Origin of the sequence: Cyanobium sp. Tous-M-B4, assembly GCF_024345395.1 — a bacterium.
Lineage (GTDB): Bacteria > Cyanobacteriota > Cyanobacteriia > PCC-6307 > Cyanobiaceae > Cyanobium_A.
The window spans coordinates 482,724-499,482 of record NZ_JAGQBA010000001.1 but is presented as its reverse complement, the minus strand read 5'-3'; the positions used below and the strand labels follow the sequence as shown (position 1 = coordinate 499,482).

The 16,759-nt window shown below is 64.3% G+C and carries 20 protein-coding genes; 10 read left to right on the top strand and 10 right to left on the bottom strand.

All coding sequences use genetic code 11. The annotated features are described in order from the left end of the window. Position 1: 1 nt before the first annotated feature. From KBY73_RS02515 to KBY73_RS02505, 3 genes are read right to left on the bottom strand one after another with little or no spacing between them, the layout of a single operon-like run. The gene (locus tag KBY73_RS02515; protein ID WP_254935504.1) at positions 2 to 946 is read right to left on the bottom strand and encodes an RluA family pseudouridine synthase; all 945 of its coding nucleotides are present in this window, start codon (positions 944 to 946) and stop codon (positions 2 to 4) included. Then, positions 943 to 1,854, bottom strand: a complete 912-nt coding sequence (ylqF, locus tag KBY73_RS02510; protein WP_254935503.1) for a ribosome biogenesis GTPase YlqF — start codon at positions 1,852 to 1,854, stop codon at positions 943 to 945. Before ylqF ends, KBY73_RS02515 begins: the two co-directional genes overlap by 4 nt. Beyond that, the gene (locus KBY73_RS02505) at positions 1,854 to 2,228 is read right to left on the bottom strand and encodes a universal stress protein (protein WP_254935502.1); all 375 of its coding nucleotides are present in this window, start codon (positions 2,226 to 2,228) and stop codon (positions 1,854 to 1,856) included. Before KBY73_RS02505 ends, ylqF begins: the two co-directional genes overlap by 1 nt. 158 nt (positions 2,229 to 2,386) lie before the next feature. Here KBY73_RS02505 and KBY73_RS02500 point away from each other — a divergent pair, with 158 nt between their 5' ends. After that, the gene (locus KBY73_RS02500; protein WP_254935501.1) at positions 2,387 to 3,592 is read left to right on the top strand and encodes a phosphoglycerate kinase; all 1,206 of its coding nucleotides are present in this window, start codon (positions 2,387 to 2,389) and stop codon (positions 3,590 to 3,592) included. 71 nt (positions 3,593 to 3,663) lie between these two features. Here the strand turns inward: KBY73_RS02500 and KBY73_RS02495 are convergent, their stop codons facing one another. The 3 genes from KBY73_RS02495 to KBY73_RS02485 all read right to left on the bottom strand — a co-directional run bounded on the left by KBY73_RS02495 (position 3,664) and on the right by KBY73_RS02485 (position 6,857). Next, complete coding sequence (locus KBY73_RS02495) at positions 3,664 to 4,050, bottom strand: hypothetical protein (protein WP_254935500.1); 387 nt, start codon at positions 4,048 to 4,050, stop codon at positions 3,664 to 3,666. Positions 4,051 to 4,852: 802 nt separating this feature from the next. Continuing rightward, on the bottom strand, positions 4,853 to 6,154 hold the full coding sequence (locus KBY73_RS02490; protein ID WP_254935499.1) for a HAMP domain-containing sensor histidine kinase: 1,302 nt from the start codon (positions 6,152 to 6,154) through the stop codon (positions 4,853 to 4,855). After that, on the bottom strand, positions 6,132 to 6,857 hold the full coding sequence (locus KBY73_RS02485; RefSeq protein WP_254935631.1) for a response regulator: 726 nt from the start codon (positions 6,855 to 6,857) through the stop codon (positions 6,132 to 6,134). The genes KBY73_RS02490 and KBY73_RS02485 overlap by 23 nt, the downstream gene beginning before the upstream one ends. A gap of 85 nt (positions 6,858 to 6,942) precedes the next feature. Here KBY73_RS02485 and KBY73_RS02480 point away from each other — a divergent pair, with 85 nt between their 5' ends. Then, entirely contained in the window at positions 6,943 to 7,209 is a 267-nt protein-coding gene (locus tag KBY73_RS02480) for an EF-hand domain-containing protein (RefSeq protein WP_254935498.1), read from the top strand. A gap of 26 nt (positions 7,210 to 7,235) precedes the next feature. Here the strand turns inward: KBY73_RS02480 and KBY73_RS02475 are convergent, their stop codons facing one another. Next, positions 7,236 to 7,985 (bottom strand): hypothetical protein, encoded by a 750-nt coding sequence (locus KBY73_RS02475; protein ID WP_254935497.1) that lies wholly within the window; start codon positions 7,983 to 7,985, stop codon positions 7,236 to 7,238. Between the two features lie 96 nt (positions 7,986 to 8,081). On the opposite strand from KBY73_RS02475, the gene KBY73_RS02470 reads away from it, so the two are divergent. The 3 genes from KBY73_RS02470 to KBY73_RS02460 are packed head-to-tail and all read left to right on the top strand — an operon-like array spanning position 8,082 to position 9,720. Next, positions 8,082 to 9,152: a glycosyltransferase gene (locus KBY73_RS02470; protein ID WP_254935496.1), complete on the top strand. Its 1,071-nt coding sequence runs from the start codon at positions 8,082 to 8,084 to the stop codon at positions 9,150 to 9,152. A 26-nt stretch (positions 9,153 to 9,178) separates the two neighbouring features. Then, the gene (locus KBY73_RS02465) at positions 9,179 to 9,454 is read left to right on the top strand and encodes a type II toxin-antitoxin system Phd/YefM family antitoxin (protein ID WP_254935495.1); all 276 of its coding nucleotides are present in this window, start codon (positions 9,179 to 9,181) and stop codon (positions 9,452 to 9,454) included. Then, a complete protein-coding gene (locus KBY73_RS02460) occupies positions 9,454 to 9,720 on the top strand; it encodes a Txe/YoeB family addiction module toxin (RefSeq protein WP_254935494.1) in 267 nt (88 codons plus the stop codon). Before KBY73_RS02465 ends, KBY73_RS02460 begins: the two co-directional genes overlap by 1 nt. On the opposite strand, the gene KBY73_RS02455 is transcribed toward KBY73_RS02460, so the two are convergent. Together KBY73_RS02455 and KBY73_RS02450 are read right to left on the bottom strand one after the other, a co-directional pair. Further along, positions 9,644 to 10,822, bottom strand: a complete 1,179-nt coding sequence (locus KBY73_RS02455) for an aminotransferase class I/II-fold pyridoxal phosphate-dependent enzyme (RefSeq protein WP_254935493.1) — start codon at positions 10,820 to 10,822, stop codon at positions 9,644 to 9,646. The genes KBY73_RS02460 and KBY73_RS02455 overlap by 77 nt on opposite strands. Positions 10,823 to 10,846: 24 nt before the next feature. Then, the gene (locus tag KBY73_RS02450) at positions 10,847 to 11,362 is read right to left on the bottom strand and encodes a reprolysin-like metallopeptidase (protein ID WP_254935492.1); all 516 of its coding nucleotides are present in this window, start codon (positions 11,360 to 11,362) and stop codon (positions 10,847 to 10,849) included. 150 nt (positions 11,363 to 11,512) lie between these two features. On the opposite strand from KBY73_RS02450, the gene KBY73_RS02445 reads away from it, so the two are divergent. The 4 genes from KBY73_RS02445 to KBY73_RS02430 all read left to right on the top strand — a co-directional run bounded on the left by KBY73_RS02445 (position 11,513) and on the right by KBY73_RS02430 (position 15,978). Next, entirely contained in the window at positions 11,513 to 12,397 is an 885-nt protein-coding gene (locus tag KBY73_RS02445; RefSeq protein ID WP_254935491.1) for a MoxR family ATPase, read from the top strand. Next, positions 12,384 to 13,322 carry a hypothetical protein gene (locus KBY73_RS02440; protein ID WP_254935490.1) on the top strand — a complete coding sequence of 313 codons (939 nt, stop codon included), beginning with the start codon at positions 12,384 to 12,386 and terminating at the stop codon, positions 13,320 to 13,322. The genes KBY73_RS02445 and KBY73_RS02440 overlap by 14 nt, the downstream gene beginning before the upstream one ends. Further along, positions 13,319 to 15,139, top strand: coding sequence for a DUF3488 and transglutaminase-like domain-containing protein (locus tag KBY73_RS02435; RefSeq protein ID WP_254935489.1), 1,821 nt, complete (start codon positions 13,319 to 13,321; stop codon positions 15,137 to 15,139). Before KBY73_RS02440 ends, KBY73_RS02435 begins: the two co-directional genes overlap by 4 nt. 119 nt (positions 15,140 to 15,258) lie before the next feature. Further along, complete coding sequence (locus KBY73_RS02430; RefSeq protein WP_254935488.1) at positions 15,259 to 15,978, top strand: pentapeptide repeat-containing protein; 720 nt, start codon at positions 15,259 to 15,261, stop codon at positions 15,976 to 15,978. 9 nt (positions 15,979 to 15,987) lie between these two features. Here the strand turns inward: KBY73_RS02430 and KBY73_RS15025 are convergent, their stop codons facing one another. Next, a complete protein-coding gene (locus KBY73_RS15025; RefSeq protein ID WP_254935487.1) occupies positions 15,988 to 16,230 on the bottom strand; it encodes a RodZ domain-containing protein in 243 nt (80 codons plus the stop codon). A gap of 270 nt (positions 16,231 to 16,500) precedes the next feature. On the opposite strand from KBY73_RS15025, the gene KBY73_RS02420 reads away from it, so the two are divergent. Beyond that, entirely contained in the window at positions 16,501 to 16,716 is a 216-nt protein-coding gene (locus KBY73_RS02420) for a hypothetical protein (protein WP_254935486.1), read from the top strand. Positions 16,717 to 16,759 lie beyond the last annotated feature (43 nt).

The window sequence follows — 16,759 nt, the reverse complement described above, 5'->3', positions numbered from 1 at the left end:
CCTAGCGCCGCCTGAGCACCGCCAGCAAGCGCTCGAACGCCTCCGGCAGCGGCGCTTCGCACACCAGGCGCTGCTGGGTGATCGGGTGATCAAGTCCCAGTTGCACGGCGTGCAAGGCCTGGCCAGGTAGCTCAAGCGGCAGCTTGCGGCAGCGGGAGTAGGTGGGGTCGCCCACGATCGGGTGACCGATGTGGGCGCAGTGCACCCGGATCTGGTGGGTGCGGCCCGTGTCGAGCTTGAAGCGCAGCAAGCTGTAATCCCCCAGGCGCTCCACCAGGCGCCAATGGGTGCAGGCATGACGCCCCGAGTCGTCGTGGACCACCGCATATTTCTTGCGGTCGACGGGATGGCGGCCGATCGCCCCGACGATCGTGCCGGAATCGCCAGCTGGCTGGCCGTGCACCACCGCCAGGTACTGGCGGGAAGCGATGCGCTTCTGGATCTGCACCTGCAGCTTCACCAGGGCCTCCTGGCTCTTGGCCACCACGATGCAGCCCGTGGTGTCCTTATCGAGCCGATGCACGATGCCGGGCCGCAGCTCGCCGCCGATACCGGGCAGATCTGGGCAGTGGTGCAACAGGCCATTCACCAAGGTGCCGTCCTTGTTGCCGGGCGCCGGGTGCACCGTGAGCCCGGCGGGCTTGTTGAGCACGATCAGGTGGGCGTCTTCAAACAGCACATCCAGGGGCATCGCCTGGGGCAGCAGGTAAGGAAGGGGCTCGGGCGGCGGCATCCACAGCGCCACGCTGTCGCCTTGGCGCAGGGGAGTCTTGGCCCGCCCCGTGACGCCGTTCACCCGCACATAACCCGCCTCGATGAACTTCTGGATCCGGGCGCGGCTCTGCTCCGGCCGCTGCGCCACCAGCCAGCGATCCAACCGCATCGGCAGCGGCTTGGGATAGGAGAGAGTCAACAGCTCGCCTTCGCCCTCGCCGAATTCGCTCATGGCGGCGTCAGAGCCGGCAACTCAAGCGCAATGGCACCCAAGCGAGCGCAGCGAAAATCATCAAGGAGTTTTGTGGCCATGCGCAGGCTGTCACCGCTGGTGTGGCGCTCCGCAGCTGTCACCAGCCAGCCCTCCACATCCGGACCGCCGCCGGGCAGCACACCCAGGGGGATGCCGTAGCGCTGGCCCACCAGCCCAGCCGGCACGCCAGCAGCTGGCTCGGCTTCAAGCAGGGTGAGCAGCTGCAAGAAGGCCCGGGCGGCGGCCTCGTTGTCGTAGGCCGCCTGGCCAATGTCGTCGCAGAGAGCCAGGCGCAGGGCTGCCTGCTGGTCGTCGAGGCGGGGAGGAAGCACGCCGGGGGCGTCGAGCAGGTCGAGGTCCTGGCCCAGCCGCACCCAGCGGAGGCTGCGGGTCACACCGGCACGGCGGGCGCTGTCTACGACTTTCTGACGCACCAGCCGGTTGATCAGGGCCGATTTACCCACATTGGGGAAGCCCAGCATCAGCGCCCGCACCGGCCGTGGCTTCATGCCCCGCCCAGCCCGGCGAACATTGAGGGCTACGCCGGCCCGGATCGCCGCCTGCTGCAGCTGCTTCACGCCGGTGCCGGCCTTGGCGTCACACCACCAGCAGGTCTGCTCCTGGGCTCGAAACCAGGCGGTCCAGGCCTGGCGCACCGGCGGCGGGATCATGTCGACCCGGTTGAGCACCAGCAGGTGTTGCTTATTGCCGATCCAGCGCTGCAGCCGCGGGTGGGAGGTGGCCATCGGTATGCGGGCATCGCGCACCTCGATCACGAGGTCCACCTTGGCCAGGTTGGCGCTGAGAGCTTTCTCCGCCTTAGCGATGTGGCCTGGGTACCACTGAATAGCGGGAGCGTTGACGCTGAGCGGAAGCGTCTGGGGCATCAGGGCACCACCAGCACCGGACAGGGAGCCAGCTGGATCACCCGGGCGGCGGTGCTCTGCTGATCACTCTCGATCGCAATGCCGCGGGTGCCCATCACGATCACGTCAGCGTTGATCTCATCTGCCACATCGCCAATCACAAAGGCGGGCTTGCCCTCCCGCTCGATCACCTGGCAGCTGACGCCAGCCTCTTCAAAGCGAGCGCGGGCTTGCTGCAGCAGGGCAGCGACCGCCGCTGGGTCGTCCTGCTCGGGCTCCACTACCGACAGCAACACCAGCTTGCTGGCGTGCTGCTGGGCAAGTTTCAAAGCCACCGATGACGTTTCCATCGCCTGGCGGCTCTGGTCAATGGGAAAGAGAACGGTGTCAAACATGGGGCGAAATGCGGCTGGGCAGATGCGGGCCCGTGGGTTCAGTCTGGGGGTCCCACCGTCGTCCGGCCAGGGCGGATGGCAGGGGGGAATCCGAAGCCTGGGCAAGCCGGAGCCCGCGGGGGCTAATCTCCCCCGGCAATTCAGTTATTCCATAACCCATGGCGAAGCGATCCCTGGCCAGCCTTTCGGCCGATGAGCTCAGCGGCAAACGCGTGCTGGTGCGGGTCGACTTCAACGTACCGCTAGATGACGCCGGTGCCATCACCGACGACACCCGCATCCGGGCCGCCCTGCCCACCATCAATGACCTGAGCAGCAAGGGCGCCAAGGTGATCCTGGCGGCCCACTTCGGCCGTCCCAAGGGCCAGGTGAACGAAGCCATGCGCCTCACTCCCGTGGCTGCCCGCCTGGCTGAGCTGCTCGGCAAGCCTGTAGTGAAAACCGACAGCTGCATCGGCCCCGACGCCGAAGCCAAGGTGGCTGCCATGGCCGCAGGCGATGTGGTGCTGCTCGAAAACGTGCGCTTCTTCGCTGAAGAAGAGAAGAACGACGCCGGTTTCGCTGCCCAGCTGGCCGCCCTTGCCGATGTTTATGTGAACGACGCCTTTGGCGCCGCCCACCGGGCCCATGCCTCCACCGAAGGCGTCACCAAGGCGCTCAGCCCCAGCGTGGCCGGCTACCTGATGGAGAAGGAGCTCCAGTACCTGCAGGGCGCAATTGACGAACCCAAGCGTCCCCTAGCGGCGATCGTGGGCGGCTCCAAGGTGAGCTCCAAAATCGGCGTGCTCGAGGCCCTGATCGACAAGTGCGACAAGGTGCTGATCGGCGGCGGCATGATTTTCACCTTCTACAAAGCCCGTGGCCTAGCGGTGGGCAAGAGCCTGGTGGAAGAGGACAAGCTTGAGCTAGCCAAAGAGCTCGAGGCCAAGGCGGCCGCCAAGGGCGTGCAGCTACTGCTGCCCACCGATGTGGTGCTGGCCGACAACTTCGCCCCCGACGCCAACAGCCAGACCGTGTCGATCGATGCCATCCCCGATGGCTGGATGGGCCTGGACATCGGCCCCGACTCGCTCAAAGCCTTCCAGGAGGCCCTAGCCGACTGCAAAACCGTGATCTGGAACGGCCCCATGGGCGTGTTCGAGTTCGACAAGTTTGCCGCCGGCACCAACGGCATCGCCCACACACTGGCCGACCTGAGTGGCAAGGGCTGCTGCACGATCATCGGCGGTGGCGACTCGGTAGCAGCCGTGGAAAAGGTGGGCGTAGCCGAGAAGATGTCCCACATCTCCACCGGCGGTGGCGCCAGCCTGGAGCTGCTGGAAGGCAAGGTGCTGCCGGGCGTGTCAGCACTAGATGAAGCCTGATCTGGATGGCCCTGATCCAGAGCTGATCTGAACTGAACAAGGGGGCTTCGGCCCCCTTTTTTGATGCCTGCTCAATCTGCTTTGTTGATTGAGCCAGGCAGGCCATAGCGGCGTTGCAGCTCCGCCAATTCAGCCATTTGTTGGCGCCGCTGCTGCCTGACCTCTTGATGCTGGCTGCGCTGACAGCTTTGGACAGCAGCCAAGTCCCGTGCCTTAACAAAGCAGCCCTCTGCCTTGCTGAGCTGGCTTAAACGCTGGCTGGAAATGCGCTTTTCAAGCTGGCGGCGGTCAGCAAAATATTGCTGTCTCCGGGTGACGCTAAGGCGGCTCATTGCCTCAGCCTGCTGGCGCTGCAAAGCCTCGCGCCGCTCAGGATTTGGGCGCTGCCCAGCCGGGCTGCCCGACTGGCTTTGGGCCAATAGGGGGCCACTGCAGAGGAGCAGGAGGGCAGCCGCCAACCCAGGAAGGCAGGGCGCAAAGGAAGTTGTCAAACGTCTTGGGGTCATGGCATTTGCTAAGCAAAGAATGGCTCACACATCAATCATGGAGAGTTTTCAGCTCCTCGTAATAAATACATTCCAGGCATTTCAAATCCTGTCTTCACTGCCAACCAGCCTGATCAGCAGCCCGACATCGTGCCCCCCAGGATCCCGCCAACTGCGGCTCCCATTGGCACCGCCCAGAGCCTGTTGCGATAACCGTTGGCCAAAGCACCGCCCATCGTGCCCCCCAGGGCAGCTCCAACAATTGGCGCAGCGATGGAACAGCTCCTGCTAGGAACCACCGGGCTGCTTGGGTAAGCAGCTACTGGATAACCGCCGTAAACACCTAACTGAGATGGGGCGTAGCGGGGCCGCGGGGCATAAACAGGCTGGGGAGCATAGACAGGCTGCTGGGCATAGAGAGGCTGCTGGGCATAGAAAGGCTGGGCTGCGTAAGCATGCTGAGGCACATATACGGGCTGGCGTGCATAGACAGGCTGGCGCGTATAAGCACGGGGAGGGGGCCCGTAGGACTCATATGTGTAACGCTGAAAGGTATTGGGAGAGGCAAGGGCTGGCACCGGCAGGGCTAAAGCAGCTAAAGCCAGTGGAAGAAGTGATGCACGCATGGGAAAGCTCCGATTGGCAGTCATGAATCCCAGCTACTGAGCTGGTTCCCCTTCACTGTGCGGCGCCCGCTGCCCTGAAATGCAACCGAACCACCGCAAAACTGTGACCAAATCCGACTGAACTACTTAAATCCAGTCGTGAACTGGTTTTAAGACTCCTCTTGAGAGCGCCCATAGAGAGCAATTCCAAACCGCCAAGCTGAATCACCATCAGCTTCCAACCGCTCCAGGTGGCCGCCATGGGAGCGGGCAACCCGGGCGGCGATCGCCAGGCCCAGGCCACAGTGACCGCCGCCTCCCCGGGCGGCATCGAGACGCTGAAATGGCATTAACGCCTGATCCCAGCGCTCTGGGGGGATGCCGGGGCCGCAATCCCAAATCACAATCCGAAACCCTTCCCCTGCCGGCTCTGCAGCTCGCAGTTGCAAGCGCAGAGGCGGAGCTCCATAGCTACGAGCGTTGGCGATCAAATTGGCCACAGCACGGGCAAGGGCAACAGGCTGCACCACCCTCAGCAGCGGCTCTAAATCTAATTCGAGCTCAGAAGCCGCTAGGCCAGCCGCCTGCTCGGCCAATAGCTGCTCCAAGGGCACAGCTAGAGCGACTTCCTGGTCGCCACCGCCAGCAAATAACAAGAACTGGCCAGTGATCCGCTCCAAGGAGTCGAGGTCAACCACTGCTTGCTGCAGATCAGCTTGCTGCAGATCAGCTTGGGCCAGGTCCAACAGGCTGATCCGAAAACGCAACCTGGTAAGTGGACTCTTGAGGTCGTGGGCGATGCCAGCCAACATCACGGCCCTCTCTTCTTCGACGGCCTGCAATCGCTGCACCATGGCATTGAAACGAGCGGTGAGTTGTCTCACAACGAGCGTGCCCTGCTCCTGCTGAACGTCAGGCCAACCGCGGCGGCCTACGCCGCCAAGAACCTGCTGTAGCAACAGCAACGGCCGCTGAACTTCCAACAGAAAGAACAACAGCAGAGCCACACTGCCCCCTAACCCCAGGCCCACCAGCAGCAACCAGGGATCCGGAGGCCAAGGACGCACCGGGGGAATAGGCACCAATAACCACACCGGATCAAGGGGTGACAGCAACTGAACCCACACCCCCCTTTGGGGGGCCAACGCCGGCAGCACGGAAGGGCACGGATTGAGGCTGGCGCAGAGCTCTTGGCGCAGCAGCTGCGCCTGAACTTCCAGAGCCCGATCAGATCGCCTGGGCGGTTTAGCTCCAACGCGCAGGGGTAGGCCGCTAAGGCGCGCCAACCTGGCTGGCGGCAAGCGATCAAGCGCCAGCTCCGCCAGGCGCAGCTGAAACAAAACCTCTGGTCCCTGCTGGGTAATCCGATCGCGTTGTAAGCGTTCCGCAAGCAGCAATTGCAACTGCAGAGTGCTGAGCAGGGCCACCCCCAGCCCCACCAGCCCATACCTAACGGCTGCGAGGTTGACCATCGGGCACAAATACATAGCCATAGCCCCACACCGTCTGCAGATAGCGGGGACGAGCGGGATCCGGCTCCACCAACTTGCGTAGCCGCGACACCTGCACATCCATGCTGCGGCTGTCTGTCACTGAATCGGGCCCCCGTGCCAGTTCCACCAGGCGCTCGCGCGATAGGGGTCGATGCGGATGCTGCACAAAGGCCGCAAGTAGGGCGAATTCGCCGGAGGTAAGCAAGGTGACCTTGCCACCGTGCTCCAGGGTGCGGGCCGCCTGATCGAGCACCTGCTCGCCAATCGTCAGCATCTCTGCTTCAGCCAGGGGAGTTCCGGCCGGCAGGGCGACGCGGCGGCGCAGCACGGCCTCGATACGGGCCGTGAGCTCCCGCGGCAGAAACGGCTTGGCCAGATAGTCGTCAGCACCCTGCTCCAGGCCGATGATCCGATCCACGGCATCGCCCTTGGCAGTGAGCATCACCACCGGCAGGTCATCGCCGCCGTCGCGCAGGCGCCGCAACAGGGTGAGGCCATCGTCGCCAGGCAGCATCAAATCGAGCACCACCAGATCAGGTCGCTGGCCCGCTAGCCGCGCCATCAACTGAGCCCCATCGGCCAGGCAACGCACGTCGTATCCCTGGTCCATCAGGTAGGTACCCACCATCCGCCTTAGTTCGGGGTCGTCATCCACAACCCAGATGCTTTGCCCTTGGGCCATGAAGGTGGCGTGCTGGAAAGATCTGGTCACAGCTTGGCCCGAAACTGGCAACAGTTCGCTTGGCCGGGCTGCATAACTTGGGTTGATGAGGATTTCCCCTGCCGCCTTGATGGGTGCCCTTGCGGGCGCGCTGCTGGTGACCCTGAGCGGTTTCGCCCAGCAACCAGCCCAAGCAGCCGATGAACTGCAGCAATACCAACAGCGGCTAGGCAAACTGTTTCGGCAGCTCGATAGCAACGGCGATGGGCGCTTGGAGCGTGATGAGGTGCGCTCCAATGCCTACCTCCAGCGACACTTCAGCCGCCTCGATCGCGCTAATAAGGGCTATTTGACCCCAGAGGACCTGCGCTGAGGCTTGTACCGGTCAAGAATTGAGTATCAAGGATTGAGCTGGGCCTTATCAGCCACCACCAGCACCCGCTTAGTGGCACTAACAATGCCTTTGGGGTGCACCAGCAGGATCGCCCAAGTTTGGGCGCCGGGAGTGAAGGGTGCCTGAACCGACTTGAACAGACCGCCACCGCCTAGGGCGCCCAGCTGCAACTCGGGACTCTCAAGAGCATTCACCTGCTGGCCTGTGAGCGCCACCAGACCACCGGCAGCCACGGCACCCTCCAAAGGTTCATCGAAAAGAACATCCACGTCGTAGCGCTGGCCCGTGAGCACCGCATCCGGAATCAACAGGCTCACGGGAAGTTCGGCCTCACCGCTACGCAGCAAGCTTTGCTCGCGAATCACGGTCTGGGCATTGATGCGACCACCGCTGCTGCCGAGAACCAGCTGCTGCTGGGCTTCGAGCCGGTAGCGAGTGGGGCCCTCCTGACGGCTGCCGGAGAGCTGCAGCTGCACGGTGCTGCGGCCATCACGCAGGGGCTTGCCTGTGGTGAGCTGCCAGCGGGCATCGGGAAACTGCTGCTTCAGGCTGCGTCGGCGCAACTCCACCAGGGTCACATCGAGGCCAGGACCGCTCTCCAGCACGGCCGACAGCTCACCGCTGCCGTTAAGGGCTGCCTCCAGGGCCTGCAACTGAGCTGAGGTGGGCACTGCAGCGGCAGCTAGAGAAGGCGCGCTGGCCAGCAGAGCCGCCAGGCTCGCCACCGCGAAAGTCCATACCTTTCGTACGACCAAGCCTGAACTCGGGGGCTGGAGAGGCGACATCAGAGCAGACGGCATCGCAAGGGCGGAAACCGCTTTTAAGTTAGGCGCGCTCCAGCCCCAGCACCCATGCCCAGGCTCCTAATTGCTGCCAGCGGCACCGGTGGCCACCTATTCCCTGCCCTAGCAGTGGCCGATGCCATGCCGTCCGATTGGAGCGTGTCGTGGCTGGGGGTGCCAGACCGACTGGAACGTCAGCTGGTGCCGAGCCGCTATCCACTGCACACGGTGCGGGCCGGGGGGCTGCAAGGCCGGGGCCTGCGCAAGCTGCTCAACCTGCTGCAACTGCTGCAGGCGGTTCGATCGGTGAGACGGTTGATCCGGCGCGAACGCATCGCAGCGGTCTTTACCAGCGGCGGCTACATCGCGGCGCCTGCAATCCTGGCGGCCCGCTGGGCCGGCGTGCCGGTGGTGCTGCATGAGAGCAACGCTGTGCCCGGCAAGGTGACCCGCCTGCTGGGCCGCCTCTGCAGCCAGGTGGCGGTGGGCCTGCCCCAGGCCGCTGCCCGCCTGCCCCGCTGCCGCCCCGTGCTGACGGGAACGCCGGTGCGGCAAGCCTTTCTGGAGCCCGCCCCCCTGCCCGACTGGGCTCCCAAAGGCTCCGGGCCCCTGCTGCTGGTGATGGGCGGCAGCCAGGGAGCCGTGGGTCTCAACCAGATGGTGCGCCCCCTGCTTGCCAAGCTCACGGCTGCAGGCGTGCGGGTGGTGCACCTCACCGGCAGCAACGACCCCGAGGCAGGCCAGCCCCTGCCGGCAGGGGTGGTGGAGCTTCCCTTCAGCGACGAGATCCCCGGCCTGCTGCAGCACGCCGCCCTGGCGATCAGCCGCAGCGGCGCCGGCGCCTTAAGTGAACTGGCAGTGTGCGGCACCCCGGCGGTGCTGGTGCCCTACCCCGCCGCCGCCGACCACCACCAGGACGTCAACGCCGCCGCCGCCGCCGAACTTGGGGCGGCCGTGATCGTGTGGCAGCACGGCCCCGGCGAGCCGGCCCTCGAGCGCAGCCTCTGGCGGCTGCTGGGCCCGCGCCTGCGGGGGGCAGCAGCTGCTTGTGATCCCCTAAAGCAAATGTCTACAGCCATGGGCGACCTGGCGGTGCGCGATGCCGATCAGCGAGTGGCGGCGATGCTGAGAAAACCCTAAAGTTGTCCAACAAAGCTGGACAGGAAGTGGCAATTGAAACTACTTACAGCCAAGCCAGAGAAGGCTTGAAGGGCCTGATGGACCGTGCCGTGCAAGACCGAGAAGTCGTGATGGTGCGGCGGCGCAAGGGCGGCGATGTGGCCCTAGTGGCTGCTGATGAACTAGCCGGCCTACTGGAAACAGCCCATCTGCTGCGCTCACCGGCGAATGCGGAGCGTCTTCTCACAGCCCTAAGCAGAGCCCGCGAGCAGAGCCTGGACCCGATCAACCTGACGGACCTTGTCAGCAGCCTTCAAGGCTGATGGGCCCCTCCTGGCAGGCGGTGATTCACCCAGAGTTTCTAGATGACTTGCAGCATTGGGTGCGCCACGAGCCACGCACCGCTAAACGGCTGATTGAGCTGATGCAAGCCATCTTGAAAGATCCTTTTGAGGGCATCGGCAAAGCCGAACCGCTCAAATACTTGGGGCCGGGCGTCTGGTCTCGGCGGATCACCCAGGAACATCGCTGCGTGTATTTGGTTCAGAGCAGCCGGGTCGAATTTCTGCAAGGGCGCTATCACTACTAAAGCGCCCTAATTCCTGCCACAAGGCCCGCAGGATGCGGCGATTGTTGCGGTGGCTCTGATAGCCAATCCGCAGCCAGTTTTCCCCTAGCCCCTCGAAAGAGCGGCAATCACGCAAGAGGATGTGATGGCGCTGCTCCAGGACTTGGCACAACGGCAATAGCGAATGCTCAGCGCGGATCAACAGGAAGTTGGCGGCTGAAGGCAGGGGCGTGATGCCAGGCAACTGAGCCAGCTGACGCTGCAGCCAGGCACCCTCGCGGCCGGTCCAGCGCTGCACCCTGCCGCACCAGCGCCGGTAGGCCGCCGGATCAGCCAGCAGCCTCTCCCCTACGGCGGCCGCCAGGCCATTCACGGGCCAGGGATCGCGCCAGGAGGCCCACTGGGCCAGGCGCTCGGGGTGGCCAAGGGCATAGCCAAGGCGCAGGCCCGCTATGCCATAAAGCTTGGTGAGGCTGCGGATCACCACCAGGTTTGGGTGCATAGGCAGCAGCGGGATCAGGCTCTGGGCCTCGCCACCCGGCACCAGCGGCAGGAAAGCCTCATCGGCGATCACCAGGGCAAAGCGCTGTAGCAGGGGCTCCAGGGAGGCGCGAGTCCAGAGTGCTCCAGTGGGGTTTTGGGGATTGGTGAGCCAAAGCACCTCGCCCGCCGGCGGGGCCGGGTAGGCCTGAGCGGCACCAACTCCCGCAGACCAATCCACCTGCATCGGCAGCGGCTGGGGGAGCCAGGCCCCATCCCAGCAGGCCAGGGCCCGCGGATAGTCGGCAAAGCCCGGTTGGGCCAACACACTTACCCCTGACGCCGCCGCATCCCGGCCCGCCCAAGTGAACAGCTCAGCTGCGCCGTTACCCGGCAACAGCCAATCGGGCTGCAGGCCATGCAGCCGGGCCAGGCCGCGGCACAAACGTGCATAGGCGCGGTCGGGATAAGCCCGTAGCGGCGCGGACAGCCCGGCCCATAGCAAGGAGCACCGCACAAACCAAGGCGGCCCGAAAGGAACCAGAGAGGCGCTGGCATCAAGCAACTGGGAGGGCCGGCAACCGAGCCGCGCGGCGACTGCGGCCAAATTGCCACCATGGCGATCAAATGGCGCCAAAGACATCAGAGCAACTCAAAAATAATTAAATCAAGACCATAGAGATTGCAGCGCTGCGGCATCGGAATCAGTAAATCCCCTAAAGCCAGTATAATTATAAGACATAATAGTATCCATAGTGTCATAGCGACGGTCGTAAGGCTTGCTGTTCGGATGATCCAGTCCAAGTGTATGGCCAATTTCATGAGCTATCACCCAAGCCTCAATACGAGCCAGCTCGCCGCCAAGTCTATCTACCCATTCAATGTCATACCAAGACCTATTGCTGGTCGCCACACCGATAGCATTGCCATTCAAGCTGTCCACACAATAGAAATCGATATCTGATTTTGCGCGACTATCTTTTTCCTCGAAATCCAAACCCGTGATTTGATCAAGGCGATCGAAAACCTTGCGAATATATTTTACTTCCCGGCCCGACATTCCAAGGCTTTGCCTCTCGCCACTATCGGCGAGCCAATAATTTACAACGCGATCATGACCCGAAAACCTCCTAAGATCTTCAGCCCATTTTTGGCTGGTAATAGCTGATATGGCGATACTCATGGGGCAACCAGACTCCTAAACATGTCCGACTCTGGGGTTTCATGCTAAGGCTTCAAACCCGGTGGCATCTGGCCAAGGAGCATCCCGAAACGGGGGGTTCAGCACTCGGTCGAGGTCAGCCGTCACAATCGTGTTCTTCGCACCAGCCCCGTGTCCAGCCCCAGGCTGCAACCGCTGATCAGCGCCATTGGCCAGGTGTTACTGGGCAAGGACCAGGCGGTGCGGCTGGCGCTGGCCTGCCTGCTGGCCCGCGGCCATCTGCTGATCGAAGACCTGCCCGGCATGGGCAAAACCACCCTGGCCGAGGCCCTCGCCCGCGCCTTCGGCCTCGACTTCAAGCGGGTGAGCTTCACAAGCGACCTCCTGCCAGCCGATCTCACGGGCATCAACGTCTTTGATGCCAGCAGCGCCAGCTTCCACTTCCAGCCCGGCCCCCTATTCAGCCAGGTGCTGCTGGCCGATGAGATCAACCGCGCCAGCCCCCGCACCCAGAGCGCCCTGCTGGAGGCGATGGCAGCTGGTCGGGTGAGCGTCGATGGGGTGAGTCACCCGCTGCCCGAGCCCTTCCTGGTGATCGCCACCCAGAACGGTCTCGACCAGGTGGGCACCGCACCCCTGCCGGAATCCCAGCTGGATCGCTTCTTGATGAGGCTGAGCCTCGGTTATCCGGATCGACGGGCCGAGCGTGATCTGCTCAGCGGCCAGGCGCTGCCGCCAGCCAGCCTGGAGCCCCTGCTAGATGGCGCAGGCCTACTAGAGCTGCAGCGGCGAGCCACCGCCCAGCACTGCTCAAGCGCCCTACTCGACTACGTACTCGACCTGGCCGCTTTCAGCCGGCGAGCAGACCAAGCCGGCACCGGGCTGTCACCGCGAGCCTGCCAGGGGCTGGTGGCCGCCGCCCGGGCCTGGTCGCTGCTGGAGGGGCGGGACCACGTCACCCCCGCCGACGTGCAGGCGGTGCTGCCAGCTGTGGCTGAACACAGGTTGGTCGGCGATGCGGCGACGCTGCTGGCGGGGGTGGATGGTCTTCGCTAGGGCCGAGCAACTGATCAAACCGCACCGAGGCGAGCGGCTAAGGCTGGGGCTGCGCAGCCTCTACATCCTGCCGACCCGCTTCGGCTTGCTCTGGCTGGCGGGCGGCGGCCTGCTGCTGCTCGTGGCGATCCAGAGCCAGCGCAATGGCCCGCTGCTGCTGAGCTTTTTGATGCTGGGGCTATGGCTGCTGGCCCTGCACCTCACCCAGTTCAACCTGCAAGGCCTCGAACTTGAAGCCCTGGCCCCCAGCGGTGGCTTCGCCGGCGAAATGGTCGCCTATCCGCTGCTCTGCCGCAGCCGCTGCCAGCGCGATGCGATCCAGCTGGGGCTGGCCGGCAGCGCGGGAAGACCCCAGCCGCTGGCAGCTGGCGAATCGGTGCTCTCGGTGCCTTGGCGCGCGGGGCGACGGGGGTTGCAAACCCCGGGGCGACTGCGGCTGCAAACCACCGCGCCCCTCGGACTTTTTGTGTGCTGGACGCTGTGGGAACCGCCACGGCCCCAGCCCATCTATCCAGCCAGGCGGCCGGGGCCGGTGGCCGAAACCCCCTGGCCCGCCAGCAGCGACACAGCCGCCACTAGCGCTAGCCAGCTCGCCCCAGGCAGCGACGACTGGGACGACCTGCGCCCCCACCGCCCCCAGGACGGCCTAGCCCGACTGGCCTGGAAATCGCTAGCCCAGGGCCGGGGCCGCCAAACCAAAACCTTCGCCGATGCCACCCCTGCGGTGGGGCTGCTGACGCCAGCGCCGGGCCTGCCGCCGGAGCGGGCCCTGGAACACCTCAGCGCCGAAATCTGGCGCCGCAGCAAGGCGGGCGAGGCCTACGGCCTGGCATTGGGCAGCACCCAACTGGCCCCAAGCACGGGCCCCGAACACCGGGACCGCTGCCTACTGGCCCTGGCCCTTGCACCTGGCGCAGCGTCATGAGTGTTAGCGCCCGCTGGCTGCAGATTCTGGGGCTGGGGGCCCTGGCGGCGGGTTTGGCGGGTCTGGATTACAGCTCAGCTCTCAGCTGGCTTTCGGCGGGGCTGCTACTGCTGGCTGGCCTGAAACTGGCCGAGGCCCGCAGCCTGCCGGAGCGGCGACTGGTGAGCTTGCTCACCTTGATTGGCGGCGGTGTGCAAGGTGCCCAGCAAGGGGAGCTGCTGCCCAGCCTGCTGCAACTGCTGGCCACAGCCCTGGGTCTGGCGGGGCTGCTGGCCCTGGAGGTAGGGAGCGGGCTGAGCTGGCGCGCGGTATTGCGCCGCAGCCTGGCGGTGTTGCTGGCGGCCCTGCCGGTGGCCCTGGTGCTGTTTCTACTGGTGCCGCGAATCGAGCCGATTTGGCAAACGCCAAACCTGCGGGGTGCTGGCGCCAGCGCCGTAACCGGCTTGAACAGCGAACTCGACCCAGGCAGCATCTCGAACCTCGCCGACAACACGGGCCCGGCAGCGCGGGTGAGCTTCAGCAGCGGCCAGCTGCCCGAGCCGGCTGAGCGCTATTGGCGCGTGATCGTGCACGAGCAGTTCGACGGGCAGCGCTGGAAGCAGCGCGAGCTGCCAAGCAACCGCCGAACCGAGCCAACCGCAGCCGATAGCAACCCAGAGAGCAACACCAGCAGCCAGGTGTGGCTGGTGGAACCCAGCCCGGTGAACGCCTTGCCCTGGGATGGCAGCGGCCGGGCCAACCCCAACCAATTGCGGGTGAATCGCAGCGGCGAACTCCAGCCCCTCCAAGCCAGTCGGGAGCGCCAGGCCTATTTGGTGAGGGACACGGGCAGCCCCCAGCCGTGGCAGCAACGGCAGCCGAGCCCAGCGGATCTGGAGCTACCCGCCGGCAGCAATCCCCAGCTGGAGGCGCTTGGGGCCAGCTGGCGAGATCTGGCAACGCCCGAGCAACGGCTAGCCGCTGCCAAGCAGTGGTTTACGCAGCAGGATTTCCGCTACAGCCGCAGCCCTGGTACCCTGCCGGCCCAGCGCGGGCTCGATGTATTTCTATTTGAAAGGCGCGAAGGCTTCTGCGGCCACTACGCCAGCGCCTTCACGGCCCTGATGCGCGCCGCGGGGGTGCCGGCTCGGGTGGTGAGCGGCTATCTGGGCGGCACCTGGGTGCGGCCGCTCAGCGGAGCGCCCTACCTCGACCTGCGCCACAGCAATGCCCACGCCTGGAGCGAGGTGTGGCTGGCGGGCCAGGGTTGGCATCGCATTGACCCAAGCGCTTGGACAACGGCGCCAGCTAGCCGCGCTGAAGGCAGCGAAGCAGGCGACAGCACCAACCCCATTAGCTCCTGGCTGCAATGGCTGCAGTGGCAGTGGTGGGGCCTGGACCTGGCCTGGAGCCGCTGGTGGCTGGGCTTCGATCAGGCCGGCCAGGAAGCATTGCTGCAACGGCTATTTGGCGACCAACGCCAGTGGCTGGGCGCCGTTGTGCTTGGGGCGGTGGCTGGCTTGCTGGCTCTGGCGCTGGCCTGGCTGCAGTGGCTGCAACAGCCAGGCAAGCCCCAAGGGCGAAGGCGACAACTCAACCGGGTGCTGCAGCTGCTGGAGCAACAAGGCCTGCAGCTGCAACCGGGCGAAACTCTCGAATCCCTCGCCCTGAGAGCCCGCGAGGCGCACTACGGCCACTCTGAACTCCTAACGGAACTGGTAGCCAGCTACAACCAATTGCTCTTTGCCCCACTCACTGGGCCGCAACGCCGCCAGGCCGAGGCTCGGTGGCACAAGTTGCGCAAAGAGCTTGGGAAGCGCCGGCTGAAGGCGCTATAAGGCAGCAAGGCTTGGGGGTAGTTGTGATGAACGGTTCAAAGCTGAGATATCAACTTCTGGCAGTTGCTTGCCTGACGGCTTGCCTAACCAGCCCTGCGGCCCATGCCTCGGGAGAAGACTTGATCAAGCTGCTGGATAGCCGTAGCTGCCGTAATTGCAAGCTGCAGGATTCAGATCTAGTTCACGCCAACCTGCGTGATGCGGACCTTAGGGGCGCCCAGTTGCAGCGAGCCAATCTTGGCCAAGCAAAGCTAGATGGGGCGCGCCTTAACGGCGCAGACCTTAGTTTCACCAGCCTTACGGGTGCCTCGCTGCGGGGCGCCGATCTGCGCGGAGCACGAATAAGTGGCACCGATTTACGCCAGGCCGATCTGAGTGGAGCCCTGCTAGATCCAGGAGCCCTGTCGCGAAGCCACTGGCAACAGGCAAAGGGAGTGAATCAAGAGCAGCTGAGCTTTGTGGAACTCCATAACGCCGGGGTGGAGGCTTCGATGCAGGGACGCCATAGCGAAGCGGAGGGTTATTTCAATGCCGCCATTCGGCGCGAACCAGCCGCTGCAATCACCTGGGTAGCCCGAGGGATCACGAGGGGGCAACAGGGACAGGTTGAAATGGCGGCCAAGGACTTCAACTACGCCGCCAACCTGTATGAACAGGGCGGTGACACCAGCCAGGCCCAACAGCTGCGGGCAGCCGTAAAGCAGATGGGCCAAGGCGATCAGCAGGGAAGCGGAAATGGCTTCGGCAGCCAGGTGCTGAATGGCCTGATCTCAACCTTCGGAGCACTGGCGCCACTAGCGATCAAGGCAGCAGGCATGGGCATGGGGGTGGGATTCTGAATCTGAGCTTCAGGGGCGAATCTCCACCCAATCGAGATCGCCAACGTCGCCGAGGGGCTTAGGCGCCGCATCTCCAACAGCAACGAAAAGCAGATCGGCGCGACCGGAGCGCAGCCGCAACCCCTGAGCCAGCGGTAACCGCTTTGGCGCTCCTGGCTGCAGTATTGCATCAAAGACTTGGCGCCCCTTGAGATCTTCCACTAATACCCAGCTCTCACCACCTCGAGCCTGCAACTGAATCGTGGTAGACACGCTTGGCACTGGAGGTGCCTGAGGGGAGCGAGTCGAGGCCCCACCCCGAGGCGCGAGTGAGCGGCTGCTGAAAAGGCTGGGAATCACTAGTGCCGCACCAAAAAGCCCCAACGCGGCTGCTGCACTAACACCCATCAGCCGCAGCATGGGCAAGCGCTTGAAACGGGGGATTTGCAACCTGGTCCAAATTTGGGATTTGGGGTGATCCGAAAATTCAGACGCTGCCCCTGAGGCCGGCAACAATTTCGGCTGCTTGGTCTCTACCAAGGCATGGCCTACCTGCTGCTGAAGGGCCTTGCGCTCATCAAGCAGCTGGCGAATTTCCTGGGCAACAGAGCGCAACTTCTGACGAAACTTGCCTTCATAAATCTCTGGAAGCTCGTTCAGCAGGCGCTGATACTCCTCAAGCTCAGCTTGTGCCTCTGCAACTTGCGCTTCCAAGACTTCCAGCCGGATGGCCTGTTCATCAGCTGGCAGCGGCCCTAAAGACGCACCATCAGACTGGTCAGGTGGCTGCAAAGACATCAGC